Source organism: Polaribacter sp. OB-PA-B3 (genome assembly GCF_054589375.1).
Genome location: NZ_BAAIIX010000001.1, coordinates 517,634 through 541,447 on the forward strand (window position 1 = coordinate 517,634; position 23,814 = coordinate 541,447).

22 protein-coding genes and 1 tRNA gene are annotated in these 23,814 nt (G+C 29.8%); 12 read left to right on the plus strand and 11 right to left on the minus strand.

From position 1 onward, the window contains the following. The first annotated feature begins 29 nt into the window (after positions 1-29). Together ACYPV9_RS02145 and ACYPV9_RS02150 are read left to right on the plus strand one after the other, a co-directional pair. Positions 30-2,516, plus strand: a complete 2,487-nt coding sequence (locus ACYPV9_RS02145; protein ID WP_459741445.1) for a heparinase II/III domain-containing protein — start codon at positions 30-32, stop codon at positions 2,514-2,516. 4 nt (positions 2,517-2,520) lie between these two features. Next, complete coding sequence (locus ACYPV9_RS02150) at positions 2,521-3,633, plus strand: lactonase family protein (protein ID WP_459741446.1); 1,113 nt, start codon at positions 2,521-2,523, stop codon at positions 3,631-3,633. Here the strand turns inward: ACYPV9_RS02150 and ACYPV9_RS02155 are convergent. After that, positions 3,630-4,670 carry a GntR family transcriptional regulator gene (locus ACYPV9_RS02155; protein ID WP_459741447.1) on the minus strand — a complete coding sequence of 347 codons (1,041 nt, stop codon included), beginning with the start codon at positions 4,668-4,670 and terminating at the stop codon, positions 3,630-3,632. The two genes, ACYPV9_RS02150 and ACYPV9_RS02155, sit on opposite strands and share 4 nt — an antisense overlap. A gap of 265 nt (positions 4,671-4,935) precedes the next feature. Between ACYPV9_RS02155 and ACYPV9_RS02160 the strand changes: the two genes are divergently transcribed. The 5 genes from ACYPV9_RS02160 to ACYPV9_RS02180 all read left to right on the plus strand — a co-directional run bounded on the left by ACYPV9_RS02160 (position 4,936) and on the right by ACYPV9_RS02180 (position 12,501). Next, the gene (locus tag ACYPV9_RS02160; protein WP_459741448.1) at positions 4,936-7,041 is read left to right on the plus strand and encodes a bifunctional aldolase/short-chain dehydrogenase; all 2,106 of its coding nucleotides are present in this window, start codon (positions 4,936-4,938) and stop codon (positions 7,039-7,041) included. An 86-nt stretch (positions 7,042-7,127) separates the two neighbouring features. Beyond that, a complete protein-coding gene (locus tag ACYPV9_RS02165; protein ID WP_299062679.1) occupies positions 7,128-8,408 on the plus strand; it encodes a sugar isomerase in 1,281 nt (426 codons plus the stop codon). Between the two features lie 9 nt (positions 8,409-8,417). Then, entirely contained in the window at positions 8,418-9,797 is a 1,380-nt protein-coding gene (locus ACYPV9_RS02170) for an FGGY-family carbohydrate kinase (RefSeq protein WP_299062677.1), read from the plus strand. Between the two features lie 125 nt (positions 9,798-9,922). Beyond that, positions 9,923-11,068: an alpha-hydroxy acid oxidase gene (locus ACYPV9_RS02175; RefSeq protein WP_299062674.1), complete on the plus strand. Its 1,146-nt coding sequence runs from the start codon at positions 9,923-9,925 to the stop codon at positions 11,066-11,068. A 20-nt stretch (positions 11,069-11,088) separates the two neighbouring features. After that, positions 11,089-12,501: a purine-cytosine permease family protein gene (locus ACYPV9_RS02180; protein WP_299062671.1), complete on the plus strand. Its 1,413-nt coding sequence runs from the start codon at positions 11,089-11,091 to the stop codon at positions 12,499-12,501. A gap of 191 nt (positions 12,502-12,692) precedes the next feature. On the opposite strand, the gene ACYPV9_RS02185 is transcribed toward ACYPV9_RS02180, so the two are convergent. Next, positions 12,693-12,774 (minus strand) — tRNA-Leu (locus tag ACYPV9_RS02185). Positions 12,775-12,898: 124 nt separating this feature from the next. Between ACYPV9_RS02185 and ACYPV9_RS02190 the strand changes: the two genes are divergently transcribed. The 3 genes from ACYPV9_RS02190 (at position 12,899) to pth (ending at position 15,165) form a co-directional block, all read left to right on the plus strand. After that, complete coding sequence (locus tag ACYPV9_RS02190; protein ID WP_299062668.1) at positions 12,899-13,840, plus strand: ribose-phosphate pyrophosphokinase; 942 nt, start codon at positions 12,899-12,901, stop codon at positions 13,838-13,840. 19 nt (positions 13,841-13,859) lie between these two features. Beyond that, positions 13,860-14,450: a 50S ribosomal protein L25/general stress protein Ctc gene (locus tag ACYPV9_RS02195; protein WP_299062665.1), complete on the plus strand. Its 591-nt coding sequence runs from the start codon at positions 13,860-13,862 to the stop codon at positions 14,448-14,450. Positions 14,451-14,598: 148 nt separating this feature from the next. Further along, positions 14,599-15,165 carry an aminoacyl-tRNA hydrolase gene (gene pth, locus ACYPV9_RS02200; RefSeq protein ID WP_459741449.1) on the plus strand — a complete coding sequence of 189 codons (567 nt, stop codon included), beginning with the start codon at positions 14,599-14,601 and terminating at the stop codon, positions 15,163-15,165. Position 15,166: 1 nt separating this feature from the next. Here pth and ACYPV9_RS02205 read toward each other — a convergent pair whose 3' ends face one another. The 8 genes from ACYPV9_RS02205 to lysM all read right to left on the minus strand — a co-directional run bounded on the left by ACYPV9_RS02205 (position 15,167) and on the right by lysM (position 21,871). Continuing rightward, the gene (locus ACYPV9_RS02205; protein ID WP_459741450.1) at positions 15,167-15,616 is read right to left on the minus strand and encodes a 6-pyruvoyl trahydropterin synthase family protein; all 450 of its coding nucleotides are present in this window, start codon (positions 15,614-15,616) and stop codon (positions 15,167-15,169) included. A gap of 180 nt (positions 15,617-15,796) precedes the next feature. After that, the gene (locus tag ACYPV9_RS02210) at positions 15,797-17,296 is read right to left on the minus strand and encodes a GH3 auxin-responsive promoter family protein (protein ID WP_299062656.1); all 1,500 of its coding nucleotides are present in this window, start codon (positions 17,294-17,296) and stop codon (positions 15,797-15,799) included. Next, entirely contained in the window at positions 17,296-18,162 is an 867-nt protein-coding gene (locus ACYPV9_RS02215; RefSeq protein WP_459741451.1) for a M23 family metallopeptidase, read from the minus strand. Before ACYPV9_RS02215 ends, ACYPV9_RS02210 begins: the two co-directional genes overlap by 1 nt. A 48-nt stretch (positions 18,163-18,210) precedes the next feature. Continuing rightward, positions 18,211-18,792: a nicotinate (nicotinamide) nucleotide adenylyltransferase gene (nadD, locus tag ACYPV9_RS02220; protein ID WP_459741452.1), complete on the minus strand. Its 582-nt coding sequence runs from the start codon at positions 18,790-18,792 to the stop codon at positions 18,211-18,213. Positions 18,793-18,811: 19 nt separating this feature from the next. Continuing rightward, entirely contained in the window at positions 18,812-19,396 is a 585-nt protein-coding gene (gmk, locus tag ACYPV9_RS02225) for a guanylate kinase (protein ID WP_459741453.1), read from the minus strand. Positions 19,397-19,482: 86 nt separating this feature from the next. Then, the gene (locus ACYPV9_RS02230; RefSeq protein WP_459741454.1) at positions 19,483-20,349 is read right to left on the minus strand and encodes a YicC/YloC family endoribonuclease; all 867 of its coding nucleotides are present in this window, start codon (positions 20,347-20,349) and stop codon (positions 19,483-19,485) included. 35 nt (positions 20,350-20,384) lie between these two features. Then, positions 20,385-21,278, minus strand: coding sequence for a DMT family transporter (locus ACYPV9_RS02235; protein ID WP_299062642.1), 894 nt, complete (start codon positions 21,276-21,278; stop codon positions 20,385-20,387). 122 nt (positions 21,279-21,400) lie between these two features. Then, the gene (gene lysM / locus ACYPV9_RS02240) at positions 21,401-21,871 is read right to left on the minus strand and encodes a peptidoglycan-binding protein LysM (RefSeq protein WP_299062639.1); all 471 of its coding nucleotides are present in this window, start codon (positions 21,869-21,871) and stop codon (positions 21,401-21,403) included. 96 nt (positions 21,872-21,967) lie between these two features. Here lysM and upp point away from each other — a divergent pair, with 96 nt between their 5' ends. Further along, positions 21,968-22,621 (plus strand): uracil phosphoribosyltransferase, encoded by a 654-nt coding sequence (gene upp / locus ACYPV9_RS02245; protein WP_459741455.1) that lies wholly within the window; start codon positions 21,968-21,970, stop codon positions 22,619-22,621. On the opposite strand, the gene ACYPV9_RS02250 is transcribed toward upp, so the two are convergent. Further along, on the minus strand, positions 22,616-23,545 hold the full coding sequence (locus tag ACYPV9_RS02250; protein WP_459741456.1) for a DUF6427 family protein: 930 nt from the start codon (positions 23,543-23,545) through the stop codon (positions 22,616-22,618). The two genes, upp and ACYPV9_RS02250, sit on opposite strands and share 6 nt — an antisense overlap. Before the next feature lie 41 nt (positions 23,546-23,586). Here ACYPV9_RS02250 and ACYPV9_RS02255 point away from each other — a divergent pair, with 41 nt between their 5' ends. Next, positions 23,587-23,808, plus strand: a complete 222-nt coding sequence (locus tag ACYPV9_RS02255) for a DUF6341 family protein (RefSeq protein WP_299062628.1) — start codon at positions 23,587-23,589, stop codon at positions 23,806-23,808. The last annotated feature ends 6 nt before the right edge of the window (positions 23,809-23,814 follow it).

Consider the following 23,814-nt stretch of genomic DNA (forward strand, 5'->3'; position numbering starts at 1 on the left):
GAAATAAATATTTTTTGAATTGGCCTAATATGAAAAACAAAACTATCTGCTTGCAATTATTATTAGTGCTATGTTCATTAAATTTCTTTGCTCAAAGATTTGAACGCCCGTTTATTTTAGTAAAAAACTCTGAGAGATCAGAAATTTTAGAGAAAATAGATTCTAAACCTTGGGCAAAACAGATTTATTTAGGTTTAAAAAAAAGTACAGACAAGCAGGTTTATAAGTTTTACCAGAACCCAAAATCTTATCTTAAAAATTTACCTTTTAATTGGTCTAAAGCTGAAGTAAATCAATTTCCTCCTTTTTTAAAAACCGATCACATAGAAAATGGGAAACATAGAAATTTAGACAATGCCACTGAAAAAGAATGGAAACCTGCAGCACTTTTAATACAATATTTGCAAATTGCTTTAGATTGTGGATACCTATATTATATCACTCAAGAAGAAAAATACGCCTATTTAGCAAGTAGTATTTTATATTCTTTCACAAAATCTGTTCAGAAATCAAAAATGTCTACCTGGAAAGGAAGAGGTGGTTTACTATTTCCTTATGATGGATTTAGAGAAGTTCGTGTAATTGGATATAGGTTGCCATTAATTTATGATTTTGTTGCTTCCTACTTAAAAAACGGAGGAATGGTGTTTGATATCATCAAAAGTAAAAAAATAAATTTTCCGTTAAAAGAAGCTCAAAATGTTTTTAAAACCTATGCGAACATCACTGTGAATTATGGGCAAACAGGGTCAAATCATTCTGTATTAGAATCGCCAAGTTTGGTGTATAACGCACTGGCTTTGGATGATGCTAAAGAACGTGAAAAATGGTTGTCCTATTTTTTAACTGAAAGTACACAAAACCAAGATGCTTTGCCAATAATGGCGAAAAATTATAAAAATCAAGGTGATATTTGGCCAGAAACTTCACAGTATTTGAATCATTCTACAGAAATTTTAACCAAGTTGTTATTGGTAATTAATAAATATAATCCTTCATTAAAATTAGGAGCTAAATATCCAAATATATTATTTGCATTACCAAGGTTGGATGACTTGGTATATCCAAATAATGAAATTATACGTTGGGGAGATGGTCATAGAAGACAACATGGTTCTTATCAAGCTTACGAAAATGCGTATGTTTTAGCGAAGATGGATAGCTTAAAGTATTTACAAGATAAATTTGCTCCACTGTTAAAGAATGCACTAGATAAAGGAAAATATTCAAGAAAAAATATAGAGGCTCTATTTTGGTATGATGATGCCATTTACGGAGAATCCGGTAAAATTAAGCTACCAAGAACAGATAGGGTTTATCATGCAGGTATTGTATTGCAAAGAAACTTAAGTACAACTAATAACCCAAAAGATGGTTTAATGGGTTTTGTTGGCGGAGCTCATATGGTGCATGGTCATGCAGAAGGTATGAATATTGAGTTATATGGAGAAGGACAAGTATTGGGTGTAGATCATGGTAGAAAAAAATATGGTAAAGATTTGCACGAAAATTATTCAAGAATTTTTGCTGCACACAATACAGTAATTGTTAATGGAAGTTCTCAAGGAGAAGGAGGTTGGGTGAATTTAGGGATCAATTCTGTTCAGCTAATTGCAATGGAACCTAAAGTTAGAACTGAGGCAATATCCCCAAATCATTCATTTAGTCAAACGAGTTTTGTAGATGATAAAGGTGATAAGGCGGAAGCAACTCAAGAACGTACTTTGGGATTAATCAGAACTTCGCCAACAACAGGATATTATGTTGATGTATTTCGTTCTAAATCTAAACTTCCAAATGAGTTTCACGACTACTTATATCATAATATAGGCGATAAATTGGTGTTTGAGAATAAGGATTTAAATCTTACAAAAACTCCAAATCGATATATGGCAAATGCCAATGAAAAATGGATACACAATAAAAGATATAGAAATCCTGGATGGCATTTTTTTAAGGATGTACAAACTTCTAAGACGTATAAAAAAGATGTTGTTGTAACTTTTCATACAAAAAAATTAAAAGGAGGAGCTGTTTTTATGCAGTTACATATTCCAGGCTTTGAAGATAGAGTATATACAAAAGTTAAAGCACCAATAACTTTTGAATCTCCAAAACCGTATCATAAATTACCAACACCAACTTTGGTAATTCGAAAAAAAGGAGAAGCTTGGCAAAATCCTTTTGTTGTAGTTTATGAACCTTATCATAAAAAGGAAAAATCATCTATTCAGTCTGTTCAAAAATTAGAAATAGATGGCATTTATAAAGGTTTAAAAATAGTTAGTAAAACTCCAAAAGAACAATTAATTCAATATGTAATTACACAATCTAAAGATGAAGTTTTTAAAAATGAAAATATTTATTTTAAAGGTTCTTATGCTGTTATAACTTTAAATAAAATGAATATTCTTCAAAGTATTTATATTGGAGAAGGAGAAAAGTTGATTTTTAAAAACGAAGAAATAATAACAAATTCAAAAAAATCTTTTTTTAAGCTATATGTCAAAAAATAGCACTTTGTTTATAATTATTACTCTTTTTTTCTACGGATGTAATACAGACTTAAAAGAAAAAAAAACTTTACTTTTTGTTGGTAGCTTTACCGATAAAAAACCAGGTGAAGGTATACATGTGTATGAGTTTAATAAAGAAACAGCAGAAACCAAATTAACATTTACGCTTAATAATATTACAAACACTTCTTTTTTAAAAATTTCTAAAGATGGTAATTATTTATATTCTGTTGTAGATAGCCAAATGAAATACAATGGTAAAGTTGCTGCTTTTAAAATTGATGTATCAAATTCTAAAATAAACTTGTTAAATATGCAAGATTGTGGAGGGTTAAATCCTGCGCATTTAGAAATTGATAAAACAGGTGGTTTTCTTATAAATTCAAATTATTCTGATGGAAGTTTAAGTCTTTTTAAAATAAAAAGTGATGGTAGTATAAGTTTAGCTAAACAAATTTTACAATTTAAAGATAGCAGCGTTATAAAAAGCAGGCAAGAAGCATCTCATATACATTCGTCTAATTTTTCTCCTGACAATAGATATGTATTTGCCCATGATTTAGGAGCAGATAAAATTAGAAAATTTGGTTTTGATAAGAAAAATAATAGCTTAATAAATAAAAGTGAAATTAAAACAAAATTAGGTTCCGGACCAAGACATTTTACATTTCATCCAAATAAGTTATATGGTTATGGTATTAATGAATTAAGTGGTAAAATAAATTTATATTCATACGATGAAGGAAGTTTAAATTTTATTGAAGATTATCAATCTTATCAACAAAAGCAAGAAATTTATACTGCTGCTGATATTCATATTTCTGATGATGGTAAATTCTTATATGCTTCTAATCGTGGTTCAGAAGAAAATAGTATTGTTGTGTTTTCTATCAACAAAAATAACGGGAAATTACAACTTATAGAACATGTAGATACTGCAGGAAATCACCCTAGAAATTTTGCAATTTCTAAAGAAGGTAATTTTTTATTAGTAGCTAATCAGTTTACAAATAATATTACAATTTTTAAAAGAAATACAAAAACAGGAAGTTTAACTAAATTACCAAATCAGATTATAGTTAATAGCCCTTCTAGTATTCAATTAAAAAGTTATTAAAGAGATTCTCTATCAATAAAATTAAAAGGAACTTTAACTTTACCTTTAGTTTTATTTAAAATCATTTCTGCAGCAGTTTCTCCCATAACTTTAAAATCGGTAGATATAACAGTAATTCCTAAAAGTTCTTTTAACGGAGTATCATTATAAGAAATAACACCAATGTCTTTACCTAGTTTAAATTCGTCTTCTCTAACTTGTTTTACTAAGTTTACTAAGTCAGATTCTTCAATGGTAATAAATAAATCTCCTTTTATTAAAATCATGTCATCGTAGATTTTGTCAAGTATTTCAAAATCTAAATTATGCTCAACACAAAATTTTCTAAAACCATGCAGTATTCTTCTAGGGTAAGGGTAAATAGCTTTTTCTGGATATACTAAAATTATTTTCTTATAATTTTTAATTTTGTTTACGCCTTCATTAAGTGCGCTGTAAATATCATTTTCAAAATCTTGATAAATTTGAATTAAGCTATCGTGTATATTTTCTTTTATGTTGTCTAAAATGATTAATTTTTCATTAGGAATTTTTTCTATTGTTTTTAAAACCTTTTCTGGTAGACTAATATGTTTAGAATCTTCCGTTTTAAAATGAGGCATAATTATAAAATAATCGTATGCTCTTTTGTTTTTTTCTATTAAGTTTAAAAATAATGTTTCGTCGCAGTGATAAATATGCAAATCTGTATGAGAGTTAGCGCCAATACTATCTATAAAGTGGTTGTAAGTTCTTAGTTTGTATGAGCTTAGTTTATTTACTAAAAACAAAATATTAACTTTAGATATTAATTTAGTTCTAGATATATAAAAACCTTTACCTCTTATAGAAGTAATAATTTTACGTTCTTTTAATATGCTATATGCTTTTTCTACGGTGTCTCTAGATAAATTAAATTCTTCACTAAGCATATTAATTGAAGGGATTTTTTGATCCATAACTAGTTTGTCGCGAGAAATATTATGAATAATAGAATCTATAATCTGTTGATATTTTGGTACCCTAGAGTTTTCTTCAATTGTTATAAGTTTTAACATATCCATAATGTAGAAAAATATTGTTTTAAACGTTTTAATAAACCAAAAGTAAGAAAAGCGTTATAATAATAATCAGAATACTATAAAGAACTTCCTAAAAACTATAAACTTACAAACAATTTAAGGTTAAAAATTTAAAACTAAATATATATTTAAAGGTTAATTTAAGAATTTATATAATTTTTTATTTATTGCGGTATAGTACAGGATACAAAAGTTTATATTGAAATCTATATTTGAACTATAACTTATCACTTACAGAACAATGAAACAAACAAAACAAAGTTTTAAATACGTTGATTATTTATGGGACGAAGAAAAAGCCTTATCTCTTGCAGATAATCAAGTAGAATTATTTTTATATCGCTCAAACATCTTAGGGTCTGATTTAAGAATTACAAATTATGGAGGAGGAAACACAAGTTGTAAAACTATAGAGAAAGATCCATTAACTAATGAAGATGTAGAAGTTATGTGGGTTAAAGGTTCTGGCGGAGACATTGGTACTTTAACGCGTTCTGGAATTGCAGGTTTGTATACAGAACGATTGCGTGATTTGAAAAATGTATACCAAGGCTTACATGATGAAGATAGAATGGTTGGCTTATTCAATCATTGTATTTACGATTTAAATAGTAAAGCACCTTCTATAGATACTCCTTTACATGGTTTATTACCATTTGCACATATAGATCACCTACACCCAGATGCTTTAATAGCAGTTGCTGCAGCAAAAGACAGCGAAAAAGTTACAAAAGAAATTTGGGGAGACACAATGGGTTGGGTGCCTTGGCAAAAGCCAGGTTTCGATTTAGGATTACAGTTAGAAAAGTGTTTAGCAGACAATCCCGGAATTAGAGGTATTGTTTTAGGTAGTCATGGTTTATTTACTTGGGGAGATACGTCTTATGAGTGTTACATAAACAGTTTAGAGGTTATTGAAATGGCTTCTGAGTATATCGAACAAAAATTAAAAGAACAAGGTGAGGTTTTTGGTGGTCAAAAAGTAGAAAGTTTACCTAAAGAAGAGCGTTTAGAAAAAGCAGCTCAAATTATGCCTTTATTAAGAGGTTTGTGTTCTTCTGAAAATAGAATGATTGGTCACTTTTCTGATACTGATGTTGTAATGCAATACATTAATAGTCATGATTTAGAAAGATTGGCTCCAATGGGTACTTCATGTCCAGATCATTTCTTAAGAACAAAAATTCAACCTTTAGTTTTAAGTTTAGATAAAAATGAAGATTTATCTAATTCTGAAGCTATCTTAGCAAAATTAGAGCCTGCATTTGCAGCGTATCGTCAAGAATATGTAGATTATTACAACACTTGTAAAAAAGATAATAGTCCAGCAATTAGAGATGCGAATCCTGTTATAATTATATATCCAGGGGTTGGTATGTTTAGCTTTGCAAAGAATAAACAAACAACAAGGGTTGCAAGTGAATTCTACATCAACGCAATTAATGTAATGCGCGGTGCAGAAGCTATTACAGAGTATACTTCTTTACCAAGACAAGAAGCTTTTGATATTGAGTACTGGTTATTAGAAGAGGCAAAATTACAACGAATGCCAAAAGAAAAGCCATTGTCTAGAAAAGTAGCAGTTGTTACAGGTGCTGGTGGTGGTATTGGTAAAGCTATTGCAGATAAATTAGCAGCCGAAGGTGCGAATGTAGTATTAACAGATATTAATGAAGAAGCTTTAGTTGAAGCAAATGCAACGTATGCAAGAGATGTGTCTTCTTATGCTGTTTGTGATGTTACTAATACAGATTCTATTGCAAGCGCTTATAAAAAAGCAATTATAGAATTTGGTGGTGTAGATATGATTGTTCATAGTGCAGGTTTAGCTATTTCTAAACCATTAACAGATACTACAGATAAAGATTGGAATATATTACAAAGTATTTTAGTTAAAGGACAATTCGATTTAGCTAAGCAATTTGCATTAATTGTTCGTAAACAAGGTTTAGGAGGAGATTATATCGCAATTGCAAGTAAAAACGGGTTAGTAGCAGGGCCAAATAATGTGGCTTACGGAACGGCAAAAGCAGCGCAACAACACATGGTGCGTTTATTAGCAGCAGAGTTAGCTAAAGATAAAGTTAGAGTTAATACTGTAAACCCAGATGGAGTAATTGTTGGAAGTAAAATTTGGGAAGGTGCTTGGGCCGAAGGTAGAGCAAAAGCAAACGGAATTACTGTAGAAGAATTACCAGCTTTCTATGCAAAAAGAAACTTGCTAAATGAAATTATTACACCAAATGATATTGCTAATGGAGTATTCTCTTTAGTGGGAATATTAGATAAGTCTACCGGAAACATTATAAATGTAGACGGTGGAATGGCAAATGCTTTTGTGAGATAATATTTTAATTTGAATTAAGAATGAGACTTCTGTAAATCTTAAGCAAGTTTATAGAAGTCTTACTTAATTAAGAACATAATTTAAAAATGAAGATCAATCAACCTCAAATATCTGATTACAATCAGAAATCGTTAAAAGATCATAATGAAAATTTTGATTTTTTATCAAATAAATTAACAAAACAAGGTAAAGATGTTAATAGCATTGTAGCTAAACTATCAGAGTTTCAAGTAGCGATACCAAGTTGGGCATTAGGCGCAGGAGGAACTCGTTTTGGACGTTTTTCTTTTTATGGTGAACCGTCAAATTTAGAACAAAAAATAGAAGATATTGGTATCTTACATAGTTTAACACAAACTGCAGGTGCTGTTTCATTACACATTCCATGGGATATTCCTTCAGATTATGCTGCAATTAAAGAAAAAGCAGATGCTTTAAATATAAAATTTGATGCTGTAAATTCTAATACATTTCAAGATCAAAATGGTGCTAAAGAGAGCTACAAATACGGTTCATTAAGTAACGTAAACAAAGCTGTTAGAGACCAAGCAATTCAACATAATTTAGATGTAATTAATATAGGAGACAAACTAGGTTCTAAAGCTTTAACAGTTTGGTTGGCAGATGGGTCTTCGTTTCCAGGACAAAATAATTTTCAGACAGCTTTTCAAAATACACAAGACAGTTTAATAGATATTTACAAGGGTTTGCCAGATGATTGGAAAATGTTAGTAGAGTATAAGCCATATGAGCCAAATTTCTACAGTACAGTTATTCAAGATTGGGGAGCTTCTTTAATGTTAGCTAACGGATGTGGAGATAAAGCTTATACATTAGTAGATTTAGGGCATCATTTACCAAATTCTAATATAGAACAAATAGTATCTATATTACAATTAAAAGGTAAACTGGGTGGTTTTCATTTTAATGATAGTAAGTACGGAGATGACGATTTAACAGTAGGTAGTATTAAACCATATGCTTTATTTTTAATTTTTAACGAATTAGTATATGGAATGCAAAATAATCCACAAAACCCTGATTTAGCGTGGATGATTGATGCAAGTCATAATATAAAAGATCCTTTAGAAGATTTAATTCAATCATTAGAAGCAATTCAAGAAGCATATGCAAAAGCTATGCTAATAGATCAAGATGTTTTAAGAGCAGCGCAGTTAAATAATGATGTTGTAAAATGTCAAGAAATATTGCAAGAAGCATATAGAACAGATGTTCGTCCTTTATTAGAAAAGGCAAGATTAAATTCAGGAGGAGTAATTAATCCTATAGATGCTTATAGAACTTTACAAGTTAGAGATCAATTAATAAGAGAAAGAGGGAAAAATACGATAGCTACGGGTCTATAAAAAATTCTTATGAAACAAAAAGTAACTGCAGTTTTCGATATTGGAAAAACAAACAAGAAGTTTTTCTTGTTTGATAAAGATTTTAAAGAAATTCATAAAGAGTACACTTCTTTTGATGAAATTAAAGATGAAGATGGTCATCCAACAGAAGATATTCATGCATTACAAAACTGGTTAAAAGAAGTTTTTTACAAAATATTGAAGTCAGAAAAGTTTAATGTGAAAGCAATAAACTTTTCTACTTATGGTGCAAGTTTTGTTCACCTAGACGAGGAAGGAGAAATTCTTACACCTTTGTACAATTATACAAAGGAAATTGATAGTGAAATTGTAGATCAATTTTACAATAAATATGGTAACGATCAAGAGTTAATTAGAACAAGTGGTGCATCTAGGTCACCGGGCTTATTAAACTCTGGGTTGCAATTGTATTGGTTAAAGTACAAAAAGCCAGAAATTTTTAAAAAGATTAAGTATTCTTTACATTTACCACAATATTTAAGTTATATTTTTTCTGGAGTTCCTCTTAACGAGTATACAAGTATTGGTTGTCATACAATTTTATGGAACTATGAAACCAAAGATTACCAAGATTGGGTGTATCAAGAAGAAATTCACAAAATCTTACCACCAATAGTTTCTACAGAAACAAGTTTAAATATGAACTATAATGGTAAAAGAATTAAGATAGGAGTTGGAATTCATGATAGTTCTTCTGCTCTTTTACCATATGTAAGAAGTATAAAAAAACCGTTTGTTTTAGTTTCTACAGGAACATGGAGTATCGCCTTGAATCCATTTGTAGATAAACCCTTAACAAAAGAAGATGTAGAAGCAGATTGTATTAATTACATGAGAATTAATGGTAAACCTGTAAAGTCGTCAAGATTGTTTTTAGGAAATGAATATAAAATTCAAGTAAATAAGTTGTCAGAAAAATTTAATGTTGATAAAGATTATCATAAAACAGTTGAGTTTAACTATGACGTTTATTTTGAAGTTTTACAAGATTTTAAGCATTCTTTTAAATGGGAGTCTTTTCAGGATAAAAATATGCCTGAGAAAACAAAATATCTGTATAATAATTTTGAACATGCTTATCATCATTTAATGATAGAGCTAGTAAAATTGCAAGTAGATAGTATTAAAACAATTGCAGATACACAAAAAATTGACAGATTATATGTAGATGGTGGTTTTACAGACAATGATATCTATATAAAATTATTGTCACATTACTTAAGAGGCATGAAGTTAAGAACCACAAAAGCATCGTTAGGTTCTGCTTTAGGAGCTGCAATAGCAATTTCGGATACAAAATTAAATTCTAAATTTTTGAGAAAAAACTATGCTTTAAAGAAACATGTTCCTTTTATAGTTAACGATTAAAAAAAGCATTCTTTAAAATTTAAAAATCTCAAAAAAAAAGTTAATTATATAATTTTAAATTTTAAAAAAATCTTGCAAATAGATTTTACTTATAATTTTTAATATTTATTTTACAATACAAAACCATGGCTATAAAAATAGATACGCGCTATCCGTCAATTGACGATCTAAGAAATAAAGCAAGAAAGAAAATACCAAAATTTGCATTTGAGTATTTAGATGGTGGCTGCAATGAAGATGTAAACCTTATAAGAAATACTTCAGAAATTAGAGAAGTACAATTAAAGCCAAATTATTTGCGTAATCATGGTGGATCATCAACAAAAACTAAACTTTTTGGTATAGAATACGATGCTCCTTTTGGTATAGCACCAGTTGGACTGCAAGGTTTAATGTGGCCGAATTCTCCAGAGATTTTAGCTAAATCAGCTTTTGAGCACAATATTCCGTTTATCTTAAGTACTGTTACTACAACTAGTATTGAAAGAGCTGCAGAGCTAACAGAAGGTAAGGCTTGGTTTCAACTATATCATCCAACAGAAGATAGTTTAAGAGATGATATTTTAAAAAGAGCAGAAGCAGCAGAATGCCCTGTTTTGGTAATTCTATGCGATGTGCCAAGTTTTGGTTTTAGACCAAGAGATATTAGAAACGGCCTAGCAATGCCGCCCAAAATGAATCTAACTAATATCTTACAAGCATTTGGAAGACCTCATTGGAGTTTACAAACTTTAAAACACGGAATTCCTAATTTTGCCAATTTATTGCCTTACATGCCAAAAAACTTAGACTTAAAACAGTTAGGTAAGTTTATGGACCAAACCTTTTCTGGTCGATTAAACGAAGATAAAATAAAACCAATTCGAGATATGTGGAAAGGTAAAATAGTTTTAAAAGGTGTTGCCTCGCATTATGATGCAGAACAAGCAATACGACTGGGTTTAGATGGTATTATTGTGTCTAACCACGGTGGTAGACAATTAGATGCTGGTGAATCTACAATAAAACCCTTGAAATCTATTGCAGAAAAATACGGAGATCAAATAGAGGTAATGATGGATAGTGGAATTAGATCTGGTGTTGATGTTGCAAGATCTTTAGCCTCGGGTGCAAAATTTACTTTTATGGGACGCTCTTTTATGTACGGAGTATCTGCTCTTGGTAATAAAGGTGGTAACCATACGATCTCTCTTTTAAAAACAGAGTTGCAACAAGTAATGGAGCAAATATGTTGTGAGCGAGTAGAAGATTTTCCTAATCACTTAATCTAATCATTAAAGAAATAAAATAAATGAGCCAAATAAATATAAAGTCAAATCAAGTAGAAGAAGTAGTAAGTGGAGAGTTCGAAAGAGAACCGATACCAAATTCTAAGTTAAAAGGGTGGAAAAGCTTTATAGGTATGTATGCAGGAGAACATGCTGCAGGAACCGAATTTATGATAGGTCCACTTTTTTTAACAGCAGGAGTAAGTGCTTTTGATCTGATTGTTGGCTTACTTTTTGGTAATTTATTAGCAGTACTTAGTTGGCGTTTTTTAACAGCAGAAATAGCTGTTAAAAACAGGTTAACATTGTATTTTCAGTTAGAAAAAATATGTGGTAAAAAATTAGTTACAGGTTACAATTTAGCTAATGGTATTTTATTTTGTTTTTTGGCAGGCTCTATGATAACTGTATCTGCTACAGCGGTAGGTATTCCTTTTGATATGCCTATGCCAAAACTAGATGATACTTTACCAAATGGAATGACTTGGATTATAATTGTAATTGCTATTGGTGCAGTTATTTCTATAATCGCTGCAAAAGGATATGATACGGTTACAAAAGCAGCAAATTGGATGTCTCCTTTTATTGTTTTGGCTTTTGTGGCTGCAGGTATTGTAGCTCTTAGTCAATTAGGAGTTGATAGTTTTTCAAAATTTTGGGCAATTTGGGGTGATGGAGGAGAACCTTTTCCTGGACAAACAAAATTTACCTTTTGGCATGTTGTTATTTGGTCTTGGTTTGCTAATGGTGCAATGCATATTGGTATGTCTGACTTATCCGTTTTTAGATTTGCAAAAGAAGCAAAAGCTGGTTGGACAACTGCTGCAGGAATGTATGTTGGACATTATATGGCATGGATAGCCGCAGCTTTACTTTACGCTGTTTATTTAAAATCTCCAGAAGCTCTTTCTTATTTAAGTGAAGGTAATGCACCTCCAGTAGCTCCTGGTCCTATGGCATACAATGCAATTGGAGTATTCGGAATTATAGCAGTTGTTTTAGCAGGATGGACGACTGCAAACCCAACAATATACAGAGCTGGTTTAGCTTTTCAAGCTATTTTACCTAAGTTATCGACAGCTAAAGTCACTATAATTGCAGGTGCTATTGCTACAGTAGCAGGATTGTTTCCAGCATTTGCTATGAAATTATTAGGTTTTGTAGCTCTTTATGGTTTTATTTTGGCTCCGTTTGGTGCAATTATTGTATTCGAGCATTTCTTTGCAAAAAAGTTTGGAATTCAAAAGAATTATGCAGAATTAGCTGGAATCAAAATTAATAATGCAGTACTATTTGCGTGGGCTATTAGTTTTGGTCTTTTCTATTTTATTTCTGTTCAATTCGATGTTTTTTTATCTTTTGTAACATTGCCGGCATGGTTACTTTGCGGAGTTTTGTTTATAATTTTTAGTAAAAAAATTCAAAAAAGGAAATAATTATATTATAATGGAAAAATTAAAAAGCCCATTTATTTTAATATATTTAATTTTAATACTTCCTTTTGAAATTACAAAAGGAAAAAAAAGAAGAATAAAAAAAAGAATTAAATTTTTACTTAAGAATTTTTTTTAAGATTCATAAAGTAATAAAAAACCTCAACTTTAAAAGTTGAGGTTTTTTTATTTTGTACTCAAGGTGGGAATCGAACCCACACTCTCGAAAGAACTGGATTTTGAATCCAGCGCGTCTACCAATTCCGCCACTTGAGCATTTAGAATTAAGATTGCAAATGTATTAAATTATTTTATTTTAAAGTATATAAATTAATTTCAAACTAAATAAATAATTTCTACTTTTGTGCCCTTACAACAACACAATCTAAATAACAACTAAATGCCTACAAATCAATTAGCACCAAAACTTTTTGCCTGCAGACAAAGCACAGTTTTGGCAGAAAAAATTGCAAAAGAATACAATACCACTTTAGGAAAAGTTAAAACAACATACTTTAGTGACGGAGAATTTCAGCCAGCATTCGAAGAATCTGTTAGAGGAAGAAGAGTTTTTATAATAGGGTCTACTTTTCCTAATGCAGATAATTTAATGGAAATGTTGTTAATGTTAGATGCGGCTAAAAGAGCTTCTGCAAGACATATTACAGCAGTAATGCCATATTTTGGATGGGCAAGACAAGATAGAAAAGATCAGCCAAGAGTTGCAATAGGTGCAAAATTAGTAGCAAATTTATTACAATCTGCAGGAGCTACTAGAATAATGACAATGGATTTACATGCAGATCAAATTCAAGGATTTTTCGAAAAACCAGTAGATCATCTTTTCGCTTCAACTATTTTTATGCCTTATATTAAGAGTTTAAATTTAGAAAATTTAACAATAGCGTCACCAGATATGGGTGGTTCTAAAAGAGCATACGCATATTCTAAACATTTACATTCTGACGTTGTAATATGCTATAAGCAAAGAAAAAAAGCGAATGTAATCTCTCATATGGAGCTAATTGGTGATGTAGAAGGTAAAAATGTAATTCTAGTAGATGATATGATAGATACTGGAGGTACATTGGCACATGCAGCAGATTTAATGATGGCTAGAGGAGCAAAAAGTGTAAGAGCTATATGCACACATCCTATACTTTCTGGAGGTGCATACGAGAAAATAGAGAACTCTGGTTTAACAGAATTAATAGTTTCAGATACAATTCCTCTAAAAAAGGAGACTTCAAAAATAAAAGTTGTATCTTGCGCGCCCTTATTCGCTGATGTTATGCACAAAGTTCAAGATAACACATCGATTAGTGGACAATTTTTAATGTAAATAATTAATAAAAAAAGTAATGAAATCAATTACAATTAAAGGATCAAAAAGAGAAAGCGTAGGTAAAGTGTCAACAAAAGCCTTACGTAATGCTGGTATGGTTCCTTGCGTTATATACGGAGGAGATAAGCCAGTGCATTTTTCTGCAGAAGAAAAAGCGTTTAAAAACTTGGTGTATACTCCAAACGTATACACTGCAACTATTGATGTTGATGGACAAAAGATTGCAACTATTTTGCAAGATATCCAATTTCACCCAGTAACAGATAAAATCTTACATGTAGATTTTTATCAGTTATTCGATGATAAAGAAATTACAATGAATATTCCTGTAAAATTAACAGGTACTTCACCTGGTGTATTAAATGGTGGTTCTTTACGTTTTACAAACCGTAAATTAAGAGTAAAAGCTTTACCAGCAAACTTGCCAGATTTTATTTCAGCAGATATTTCTAAGTTAAAGATTGGTAATAAATTATTTGTTACTTCTTTATTTAACGATGATTATACTTTTATGCACCCAGATAATACGGTTGTAGTACAAGTAAGAACTTCTCGTAATGCTACTGTTTCTGTAGATGAAGATGAAGATGAAACTGCAGCAGAATAAGTTGCTATTATTCATATTATAAATAAAAGCGTTACAAAATTGTAACGCTTTTTTTATACCTTTTAATTTCTTCTTATTTTTGAAATATGAATATTTTAAGGTTTTTAAAAATCTATTTGGTTTAAATATTGAAACGAAAGAACAACTAATGAAAAAATTTTTAATTGTAGGTTTAGGAAATGTTGGTACTAAGTATGACAATACACGTCATAATATCGGTTTTAAGATTTTAGACGAACTTGCAGAAGAACATAAAGTTACTTTCGAAACAGAAAAGTTAGGAGAAGTTGCTAACTTTAGATTTAAAGGAAGAACTTTTATTCTTTTAAAGCCAAGTACTTTTATGAATTTAAGTGGTAAAGCCGTTAAATACTGGATGGATAAAGAGAAAATTGATGTAGAAAATACTTTAATAGTTACAGATGATGTAAATATTGATTTTGGAACGATCCGTGTAAAAGCCAAAGGTTCTGCTGGTGGCCATAACGGATTAAAAGATATTCAAGAAAAATTAAACACCCAAAAATATCCAAGATTTAGATTTGGTGTTGGTGCAAATTATCCTAAAGGAAGACAAGTAGATTTTGTTTTAGGAGAATGGAACAAAGAAGAAACCAGCCAATTAATAGAACGTTTGCCTATATCGGCTAAAGTAATAACTTCTTTTGGTACAGCTGGCTTATCAAATACTATGAACTCTTATAACGGTAAATAGTTTAATTTTCGTTTGCATACCATTCAGCAAAACTAGAATCTGTTTCTTGAAGTTTTATAGAATGTAATTTTATATTATTAGGTAGTCTACTTTTTATTTTTTTAGCAAAATCGATAACCATCATTTCGCTTGTAGGTTGGTAATCTACTAATAAAACGTGATGTCCTCTGTCTATCAATTCTTTAGCTAAATCTACATGTGGCGTGTTTTTATTAAAAACTGTTGCATGGTCAAAAATGTCTACAATTTCTTCATTAACAATCTTTTTTAAATCGCCAAAATCGATTACCATTCCAAATTTTACATTTGTATTGTCAGAAATTGGTTGTCCAGAAACGGTAACAGATAATTTATATGAATGACCGTGTACGTTTTTGCACTTGCCATCATAACCATATAATGCATGGCCCGTTTCAAAATTGAATTTCTTTGTAATTCTAATTGTACTCATTTGTATTTTATTGCTGTTTTTAGTATTAAACTAAAAAGTAAATCTAACCAAATTTTAAAATTGGTAGTTATTTTAAGGTTAACGGCGTTTGTTTCTGAATTTGTTGTAAAAGTAAACAATTACTAGTACTACAGCTAAAACTAAAAATAAATAATCTCCTCCCATTTTGTATATATGTTGTTATTTTTTAATTATAAAATTATCTAAAACATCTGCAATTTTTCTGTTATCAGAAAGTTGAGGTATTTTATTTTGTCCTCCAAATTTACCAATAGATTTCATATATTCATGAAAACCACCTTTTTTAACTTTTCTAATAATTAACGGACGTAATATTTTACCTTCTATTAAATCGAAATAATAGATGTTTTGAGATTGCATAGAAGCATCTACTATTGCTGCAAACTCTTCTATATCTTCTGGTTCATTTTCAAACTCTATAAACCACTCGTGATAAGGTAAACCAGTTTTTGGGTTTACTTGTGGCGCAACCGTAAATTCGCTAATATTTATAGATGTACCTTTTATAGAATCATTTAAAGCTTTTTCAACTTCTTTGCCAATAACGTGCTCGCCAAAAGCAGAAATAAAGTGTTTAATTCTACCAGTAACTTTAATTCTATAAGGTTTTGTTGATGTAAACTCTACTGTATCGCCAATATTATAACCCCAAAGTCCTGCAGTAGTATTTAGTATAATTACATAATTTACACCAATTTTAACGTCTTTTAAAGAGATTCTTGTTGGGTTTTTATCAAAGAATTCATTAGCCGGAATAAACTCGTAAAAAATACCAGAATCTAGCTGTAAAAGCATTCCTTTTTCTGTTTGAGAGTCTTGATAAGCAATAAAACCTTCTGATGCAGGGTATAATTCTATATAATCTATCTTTTTACCAATTAAGCTCTCAAATTTATTCTTGTAGGGCTCAAAATTAACACCTCCGTAAATAAAGAAATTAAAATTAGGAAATAGTTCTGAAACCGATTTTCCTGTTTTTTCGATTAGTTTTTCGAAATACATTTGTACCCAAGACGGAATTCCGCTAATTACAGACATGTTTTCGTTAACCGTTTCTTCAACTACTGCATTTACTTTCGTGTCCCAATCTTCTATACAATTGGTTTCCCAACTTGGCAATCTGTTTTTAAGTAGATAGTTTGGTACATAATGTGCTGCAATACCACTAAGTCTGCCAAGTTTTACGCCATTTTTATCTTCTAAAACTGGGCTTCCTTGTAAAAAGATCATTTTACCATCAACAAAACTTGCATCATTTTTCTCTACAATATAAAACAGCATTGCATTTCTTGCCGCTGTAATATGTGTAGGCATCGATTCTTTAGTAATTGGTATGTATTTAGCGCCAGAAGTTGTACCAGAAGTTTTTGCAAAATACAATGGTTTACCTGGCCAAAGTACATTTTCTTCACCAGCCACAATTCTATCTACATAATTTCTTAAGCCTTCGTAATCTTGAACTTTAACATGATTTTTAAAATCGTCATAATTTGAAATGTTAGCAAAGTTATGATCTTTACCGAAAGCAGTTGTTTTACCTTTAGAAATTAGATTTTTAAAAACTTTATCTTGAGTTTTATGTGGTTTATTAGCCCATTTATAAACTTTTTTAGTTGCAATTTTAGCAAAAGGAATGGCAAAAAAAGATTTAATACTCATTATTTAAAATCTATAAAATTTGTTGGGTTTATGGCGTAACCACCTTTCCAAAGTTCAAAGTGTAAGTGTGGTCCTGTAGAAAGTTCTCCTGTAGATCCAACACTAGCAATTACTTCACCAGATCTTACAAAATCGCCTTGTTGTTTTAGTAAGTTACCATTGTGTTTGTAAACAGATATAAAATCTTTATTGTGTTTTATAATAATAACATAACCGGTTTCGGCACTCCAACCAGAAAAAATTACGGTGCCCTCTGCGGCAGCTTTAACAGGTGTACCTGTTTTAGCGATAATATCTAGTGCAAAATGTTTAGAATTGGCATCAAAATTTTGAGAAATATTACCCTTTAATGGTGCAAAAAAAACAATTTTAACGCTACTGTTAGAGTTGTTTAAAATGTCAAAACGAGTTTCTCTATCTATTTTTTCTCTGTATAAAGAATCTTCTTTGGTTGCATCGAGTTTACTTTCGTTTATTGTAGTTTGTCTTGCTTCTATTTGTATAGAATCTATTTCTTCTGAGGTTATTTCACCAGTTAAAACTGGTTTTAAAGCTTTTGTATAATTTTCTAGAATAGCCAATTTTTGCTTTAAAGAATCTGCTTCGAAAGTAAGCTTTAATGCATCTGATTTTAATTTTGAAGACGAATAACCTGGTATGTATTCTTTAATTGGTGTAAATGCTATTAATACAGTGGTTAAAGAAATAAGTAGGATAGAGAAAAACCCGCCTAAAACAAATACATTTAGACGAGACAGTTTTAAAGAAAAGCGCTCTTCAAAAGTATTTTCGTTTAAAACAACCAATCTGTATTTATCGGTTAGTTTTTGTTTTAATTTTCCTTTTTTTTTATCCTTTTTAGCCAAAGTATTTATTTTGAATATTTACAAATATACAACGAATTTAAAGTGAAATTATTTTCTATAAAAATTCATTTCATCAATGTATTGCCAAACTTCTTTGGTTAAAAGTGGTTTTATGTTTTTATCGTCTTTAATTCCGTTTCTAATCATTGTAGAAGAAATTTGAACAATTGGTGCCTCTACTTTTGTGATTCTTGGGTGATTATCGAATTGAGAATCTATTTTGCCTTCTGCAATTCTTGGGTATACATAAATATTATGATGTTCTAAAATGGTTTCGTAATTCTTCCATTTATGCAAACTTTTTAAATTGTCTTCTCCCATAATCAAACAAAATTCTTTGTTTTTATAAAGATCAGAAATATGTGCTAAAGTATAAACTGTGTAGTTTGGTTGTGGTAATTTAAATTCAATATCAGAAGGTTTAATTTTGTCATATGCTTCTGTTGCTTTATATACCAATTCTAAACGATGATGGTTGTCTAATAAAGAGCTTTTCTTTTTAAAGGGATTGTGTGGTGTTACCACCATCCATATCTCATCTAAGTCTGAATTTTCTACCATATGATTGGCAATTATTAAATGCCCTATATGTATAGGATTAAAAGTACCAAAGTATAAACCGATTTTCATTTTAATTGTAATAGAAGTTTTATTCTTTTAAATCTAAAAAATCAGCAACCAACATTTCAGCTTCTTTTAAAGCGACATCCAATTCGTAATTTTTGATAATTTTATCAAATTGTGGTGCAGTTGCTAATTCTACAGAAGCTTTTGCAACACGCATGTTTATTTTGTCTTCGCTTTCTGTAGATCGTTTTTTTAATCTAATTTTTAGTTCGTCTACACTTGGTGGTTTTACAAAAACAGATAGCGTTTCATCTGGAAATTTCTTTTTAATTCTTAAGCCTCCTACAACATCAATATCAAAAATTACATGTTTTTTAAGCGCCCAAATGCGTTCTACTTCAGATTTTAAAGTTCCGTAGAAATTGTCTCTATAAACTTCTTCCCATTCTAAAAATTCATCGCCTTTAATTTTATTTTTAAAATCTTTTAAAGAAATAAAATAATAATCTTCACCATCTTTTTCTGCTCCTCTAGGATCTCTAGAAGTTGCAGAAATAGAAAATTCTAAATTAAATTTTTCTTGTTTTAGTAAATGACGAACAATTGTTGTTTTTCCTGAACCAGAAGGTGCTGAAAAGACGAATAATTTTCCTTTAAATTCTGACATAAATATTTAATTTTTGTCATTCTGAATAGATTTCAGAATTATAAGTTATTAGTTGTAAACCATTTTTTGGGGCTTACTATTGATGTTTAAAGTACGTTTAAAATTTGTTCTTTAATTTGTTCTAATTCGTTTTTCATTTGAATTACAGCTTTTTGCATAGGTGCAAAATTTGCTTTAGAACCTGTGGTGTTAATTTCTCTACCCATTTCTTGTATTACAAACCCTAATTTTTTACCATTAGAATCTGGTGTTGCCAATGTTTCTAAAAAGTAATCTAAATGGTTTGCTAAACGAACCTTTTCTTCGTTAATATCTAATTTTTCTAGATAATAAATTAACTCTTGCTCAAAACGATTTTCATCTGTATCTACTTTTAAATCGTCTATCGCCTTTTTTAAACGTGCTTTTACGTTTGCTATTCTATCGCCATCTAAAGCTTTTACTTCTTCTAAATACATTTTAATATTTGCAATTCTTTGCTTAAAATCTATTTCTAAAGATGCGGCTTCGTCTGTTCTATATTGTACAATTTCTTCTATGGCAACATCTATGTTCTTATCAATTAGATTCCATTCATTTTCATCTAATTCTTCTCTTTCTGTTTTTAATGCATCTGGCATTTTAACTGCCATTTTTAACAGTTCTACATCGTCTGTAGCACCTGTTTGTACTACATTTCTTAGTTGTTGTATGTATTCTTTTACAACACCATGATTAACAGTTGTAGAAGTTTCATCTGCAGTCATTTCTACAAATATCGAAAAATCTACTTTTCCACGAACTAAGGCAGCTGCTAATTTTTTACGTACAGGTAATTCTTTTTCTTTGTAGTAAGAAGGAATTCTAACGTTTAAATCTAAATTTTTACTGTTTAGAGATTTAATTTCTATAGTAACTTTTTTGGTAGGCAATTGTAATACTGCTTTCCCATAACCCGTCATAGATTGAATCATAAAATCATCATTTTAAATAAGTTGCAAATATAGTTTTATTTGGTAGATTTTTCTACTTGTTTGGTTACTAAATACACACCAATAAATATTAAGATTGTTGCACTTATTTTAACGGTATTTAAAGAGTCGCTACCAACTATTAATGCATAAATTGTGGCAATTACAGGTTGTAAATAAATAAAAACACTAACCGTTGTTGGTTTTAATTTTGATAAACCATACAGATTAAAAAGATAGGTTACACAAGAAGTGAAAATTACAACAAAACCTATATTCCAATAAATGTTTGTAGGTATTTCTTGCCATGATACTTCTAATAATTCGCTGTAACCAAAAGGAATTACAAAAATAGAACCAAATAAATATAGCCATTTTACAAACACAATTGGGTTGTATTTTACAATTAAATCTTTAGCTAAAACTAAGTACAAACCATAAGATGCAGCATTTACAAAAACTAAAAAGTTGCCAAAGTTATTATTGGTTCCTTCGGATGAAGTATTGCTATATGTAATTAATAAAATAGTACCAATTAAACCAATAAAAACCCCTAAAATGCGTTGTTTTCCTATTCTTTTTCTTATTAAAATGCTAGAGAAAATTAGCACCATAATTGGTGATGTTACCATCATTACAGATGCGCTAATTGGTGTTGTTATACTTAAACCTTTAAAAAAAGTTAGCATGTTTAAACCAATACCAAAAAAAGAAGCTAAAAGAATTTTTTTATAATCTTCCTTTTCTATTTTTTGCTGTTTTATAAACAAACCTAATGTCCAGAAAATAGTTGTTGCACCAATTACTCTAACTAAAATAAAAGCATAAGGTTTTAAATAGTTTGGCATAACATCTTTAGCAATAGTAAATGTTAAGCCATAAATTAGAGTTGCAATAGAAACTGCAAAAAGAGCTAATATTCTTTTATTCATTTTAAAAAATGTAAACTATATTAGTTTGCAAAGTTGCTAATAAAATTTAGATTTTAAGCATAAAAAAAGAGTTTCAAAAATTTATTTTTGAAACTCTCTTGGTTTGGTTGATTAACTTTTAGCTAGTCTACTAATGGTGGTATTCTTAATACCTGACCCGGATAAATTTTATCTGGATGTGTTAACATAGGTTTGTTTGCTTCGAAAATAACAGGGTATTTCATTGCATTGCCGTAATATTCTTTTGCTATTTTACCTAAAGTATCTCCTTTTTCTACTGTATGGAATTGTGCCATTGCTTCTTCTTCAATTTCTTCTACTTCTGCAACAGTAATATTATCTTCTACAGAAGAAATTCCGTTTGTATTCCCTACCACTAAAACTACTTTTTCTTTTGTAGCTAAATCGGCAGTTTCTCCCCATAACTTTACAATATCATCATCTACTTCTATAGATAAATCTGTAACTTGTAAATCTAATGCAGTAATAGCATTTCTTAATTGTTCAGACTTTTCTGCATTTTCTTCTTCTGTAGTTTTTCCAATACCAAAAACTTTGGCTCCGGCATTTTTAATGAATGAAAAAATTCCCATTTTTTTAATTTTTTAGTGATTAATTAAACTAAATTCTTAGAGCAAGATACAAATTTTACTTAATTATGCTACATTTGTTTATCTAATTTCTATAAAATGCATATTCATAATATATCTTCTAGTAATACAATTTTAAACAAATTTATCTCAGAAATTAGAGATGTAAACGTTCAAAAAGACTCTTTACGATTTCGCAGAAATATAGAAAGAATAGGTGAGGTTTTAAGTTATGAATTAAGTAAAGAACTTAATTATTCTGTTAATAAAGTAGAAACACCATTAGGTATTAAAGAAATAGATCAGCTTACCAATAAAATTGTTTTATGTTCTATATTAAGAGCGGGTTTGCCTTTGCATCAAGGGTTGTTAAATTATTTTGATGATGCAGAAAATGCTTTTATTTCTGCTTATAGAAATCATCCAGAAAATGGCGTTCCATCAGAAATTATTGTAGAGTATTTTGCATCACCATCTATAGAAGGAAAAACATTATTACTTGCAGATCCGATGTTGGCAACAGGGCAAAGTTTGGTTGCGGTTTATGAAGCAATAAAAAAATATGGTACGCCTAAAGAGTTACACATTATAGTAGTAATTGCATCTAAAGAAGGTGTAGATTATATTTCTAAACATTTTCCAGAAAACACACATTTATGGATTGCAGCGTTGGATGATACTTTAAACGAAAAAGGATATATAATTCCGGGTTTAGGTGATGCTGGAGATTTGGCTTTTGGTAAAAAGTTATAATATAAACAAAAAGACTACCAAGCATATAATTAATAGTGATAATACAACATCTTTTATAATGTTGTTTTTTATCATTTCTATACCATTTGCACTAATTACACTTGCAGGAAAAAGTAGAAACAACATTTCAGAACCGTTTTTATTAGGTATTAAAAGAGTAAAAAACAATGCAATTGTAAAATTTACTAAAAGTAATAACCAACTTTTCTTAAAAGAATTATTTACCGATAAAGTTTTTGGCGACTTCATAATAATTGACACTAAAGAGAGGGTAATTATCAAAATGATAATCCAATAAAAGTTGTTTTCAGAATAAAAAACTAAACTTTTAAAGGTATTAAAGTAAAAAAGGTTTGTAAAAGCATATAATTTATCGAACCAAAAACAATATGTAGCGTATACAATTAATGGGCAAGCAAAACCTACTAAAGGAGCAATTAAACTATTGATAACTGGTTTTTGATGTAATATTATTGCAGCGTAAATTAGTATACCAAACATTGCAGTAAAAGGTTCTAGAATAAACAATATACTTAACCAAAAACCGCCGTCGAAAAGCTTTTGTAAAATCTTTTTCGAAGATTTTAAACTGTAAATTTTTCTTAGAAATAATATATATAACAGTGTTATTATAAGTGTATTATAGTTTTTTATGGTGGGTAAAAAAAAGGCAAGAAGAACAGTAAAAATAAAGAAGCTATAAGAATTATCGAACGTTAAATTATTTTTAGAAATAACAAAATTGTAAAAGAAAAAAAGCAATAAAAAGAGCGCAACCAAACCGGTAATTTCAAACACTAATTTAAGTTGAAAGTTTTGCGCTAAATGTAACGGTAGAATTTCTAATAAAAACAGGCAAATAAAGACACTTAAAAGAATAATGAAATTGATTGGCTTAGATTTCCCTAAAAAATTGGCTAGCATTGTTTCTTTTGTTATTTTTGCAGTGTAAAGATAATTAAGTTATGATAGCAAGCAATATTTTTAGATGGATTGGTAGTTTATTTACAGATATATTATTCTTACCATTCGATTGGTTAAGATTAACTGTAGCAAATGCAGATCTTGGTTGGTGGGTTTCTAATGCCTTAAATTGGGGGTTTTTAGTAGTTCTTTTAGTTTTATTTGCATATTGGATGGGAGAATCTCGTCGTTTCGTAAAAGAAGGTACAGAAGATAGAGCTTAATTTAAT

Excerpts from the sequence above, each read along its gene's own strand:
- ACYPV9_RS02235 (WP_299062642.1), bottom strand. The coding sequence starts at position 21,278 with ATGAATAAAAGAATATTAGCTCTTTTTGCAGTTTCTATTGCAACTCTA.
- ACYPV9_RS02170 (WP_299062677.1), top strand. The coding sequence starts at position 8,418 with ATGAAACAAAAAGTAACTGCAGTTTTCGATATTGGAAAAACAAACAAG.
- ACYPV9_RS02165 (WP_299062679.1), top strand. The coding sequence starts at position 7,128 with ATGAAGATCAATCAACCTCAAATATCTGATTACAATCAGAAATCGTTA.
- ACYPV9_RS02180 (WP_299062671.1), top strand. The coding sequence starts at position 11,089 with ATGAGCCAAATAAATATAAAGTCAAATCAAGTAGAAGAAGTAGTAAGT.
- ACYPV9_RS02195 (WP_299062665.1), top strand. The coding sequence starts at position 13,860 with ATGAAATCAATTACAATTAAAGGATCAAAAAGAGAAAGCGTAGGTAAA.
- pth (WP_459741449.1), top strand. The coding sequence starts at position 14,599 with ATGAAAAAATTTTTAATTGTAGGTTTAGGAAATGTTGGTACTAAGTAT.
- ACYPV9_RS02250 (WP_459741456.1), bottom strand. The coding sequence starts at position 23,545 with ATGCTAGCCAATTTTTTAGGGAAATCTAAGCCAATCAATTTCATTATT.
- ACYPV9_RS02175 (WP_299062674.1), top strand. The coding sequence starts at position 9,923 with ATGGCTATAAAAATAGATACGCGCTATCCGTCAATTGACGATCTAAGA.
- gmk (WP_459741453.1), bottom strand. The coding sequence starts at position 19,396 with ATGTCAGAATTTAAAGGAAAATTATTCGTCTTTTCAGCACCTTCTGGT.
- ACYPV9_RS02190 (WP_299062668.1), top strand. The coding sequence starts at position 12,899 with ATGCCTACAAATCAATTAGCACCAAAACTTTTTGCCTGCAGACAAAGC.
- nadD (WP_459741452.1), bottom strand. The coding sequence starts at position 18,792 with ATGAAAATCGGTTTATACTTTGGTACTTTTAATCCTATACATATAGGG.
- upp (WP_459741455.1), top strand. The coding sequence starts at position 21,968 with ATGCATATTCATAATATATCTTCTAGTAATACAATTTTAAACAAATTT.
- ACYPV9_RS02155 (WP_459741447.1), bottom strand. The coding sequence starts at position 4,670 with ATGTTAAAACTTATAACAATTGAAGAAAACTCTAGGGTACCAAAATAT.
- ACYPV9_RS02210 (WP_299062656.1), bottom strand. The coding sequence starts at position 17,296 with ATGAGTATTAAATCTTTTTTTGCCATTCCTTTTGCTAAAATTGCAACT.
- ACYPV9_RS02230 (WP_459741454.1), bottom strand. The coding sequence starts at position 20,349 with ATGATTCAATCTATGACGGGTTATGGGAAAGCAGTATTACAATTGCCT.
- ACYPV9_RS02255 (WP_299062628.1), top strand. The coding sequence starts at position 23,587 with ATGATAGCAAGCAATATTTTTAGATGGATTGGTAGTTTATTTACAGAT.
- ACYPV9_RS02145 (WP_459741445.1), top strand. The coding sequence starts at position 30 with ATGAAAAACAAAACTATCTGCTTGCAATTATTATTAGTGCTATGTTCA.
- lysM (WP_299062639.1), bottom strand. The coding sequence starts at position 21,871 with ATGGGAATTTTTTCATTCATTAAAAATGCCGGAGCCAAAGTTTTTGGT.
- ACYPV9_RS02160 (WP_459741448.1), top strand. The coding sequence starts at position 4,936 with ATGAAACAAACAAAACAAAGTTTTAAATACGTTGATTATTTATGGGAC.
- ACYPV9_RS02205 (WP_459741450.1), bottom strand. The coding sequence starts at position 15,616 with ATGAGTACAATTAGAATTACAAAGAAATTCAATTTTGAAACGGGCCAT.